This window comes from Pseudomonas sp. IT-P294, from assembly GCF_949767865.1.
In the GTDB taxonomy this organism is placed as follows: Bacteria; Pseudomonadota; Gammaproteobacteria; order Pseudomonadales; family Pseudomonadaceae; genus Aquipseudomonas.
Genome location: NZ_CATKQW010000034.1, coordinates 1 through 781 on the forward strand (window position 1 = coordinate 1; position 781 = coordinate 781).

General features: G+C 62.9%; 1 protein-coding gene. It reads right to left on the reverse strand.

From position 1 onward, the window contains the following. A partial coding sequence (locus ACM6I0_RS22725; protein ID WP_414923344.1) for an immunoglobulin-like domain-containing protein occupies positions 1-781 on the reverse strand: 781 nt, incomplete at both ends.

The window sequence follows — 781 nt, forward strand, 5'->3', positions numbered from 1 at the left end:
AGTGACCGGTGTGTCGGCCGCGTTGGTCAGGGTCGCGGTGTAGACAATTGAACCGCCTTCGGCCACCGAGTTACTGGCGCTGAGCGACAGGTTGGTGGTGTCGATAGTATCGGTCACGCTGGTGCTGACCGGAGTTTTGTCGGCGACCAGATTCTCGTAGTTGCCGCCGCTGACGTTGGTGATCGAGTTGGTCAGTGGTGCGTGACCGGTCAACGCATCGTTCGGTGCCAGGGTGGTGACGAAACCGGTGGTTTTGCCGATGTCGATGGTGATGGTCTGACCGTTGGCCAAGGACACGGTCACTGGCGAACCGGTTACGGGGGCACCGACGGTGGCGGTATACGTGACGACACCGCCTTCGGCCGCACTGCCGGTGGCAGTGAGTTTGACGGTCGAGGTGTCGAGGGTGTCGGTGACGTTGGTCACCGCCGCAACGGTGCTCGGAACCAGGTTCTCGAAGTTGCCGCCCGTGGCGGTGGCGATTGTGGCGCTGACCTTGCCGGCGTCGATGTAGGGGTCGTCTTTGGGTGCATCGACGGTCACGGTGCCGGTGGTTTTGCCGGCCTCGATGTTGATCACGGCGCCGTTGCTTAGGGTCACGGTGACCGGCGTACCGGCCGCGTTGGTCAGGGTCGCGGTATAGACGATTGAACCGCCTTCAGCGACCGAGCCGGTCGCGCTCAGGCTCACCGTCGTGGTGTCGATGGTATCGGTCACGCTGGTGCTGACCGGGGTTTTGTCGGCAACCAGGTTTTCGTAGTTGCCGCCGCTGACGTTGGTA